This is a genomic window from Vibrio sp. 1978, from assembly GCF_033344345.1.
Genome location: NZ_JAWPOP010000634.1, coordinates 1 through 628 on the forward strand (window position 1 = coordinate 1; position 628 = coordinate 628).

The 628-nt window shown below is 42.8% G+C and carries 1 protein-coding gene; it reads left to right on the top strand.

Translation table 11 applies throughout. The features are described 5' to 3' along the window. On the top strand, window positions 1-520 hold a 520-nt coding region (locus tag R8N49_RS28250; RefSeq protein ID WP_318190585.1), incomplete at its 5' end, for a DedA family protein. Between the last annotated feature and the right edge of the window lie 108 nt (window positions 521-628).

The following is a 628-nucleotide window of genomic DNA, read 5'->3' on the forward strand; positions in this document are numbered from 1 at the left end:
TATTGGCATTCCCATGCCTGGGCAATCTTTGATGATCGCAGCGTCAATTCTGGCCTCAGAACAAGTCATGAATCTGAGTATGGTTATGGTTATATCTTGGCTCAGCTGCTTTTTAGGCAATACTTGTGGCTACTTACTTGGCTACTACTTTGAAGGATGGCTAGATAAAAAAGGTTACATCTCTGGCCCTAAAATGCAGAAACTCCAAATCACCATTCAAAAATATGGCCCTGCTTGTTTGGTGGTCAGCCGATTTATTGAAGGGATGAAGCAATTTATGCCTCTGGCGTGTGGTATAGCAAAAATGCCACGCAGAGAGTTTTTACTCGGCAACGCACTCGCTGCCACCATTTGGGTTTTGGTGTTCAGTTTACTTACGCATTTTGCATTTGAGCACCTCAGCGCACTCAGCCATTTATATAGCCACTACAAATACGCAATCTGGGCGAGCGCCGCGGTTGTGTTCGCATTGATGATCCTAGGCTTGCTTAAACGAAAAAAAACAAAATCGTCGCTATAAATGTACTTTCAATAAAGGCTCTTGGTATCAGTAAGATAGATGCCATGAGCTTATTTCTTTCATCCAAACATAAAAATTACGCAGCCATTGAGACGTCTAGACGTTGAC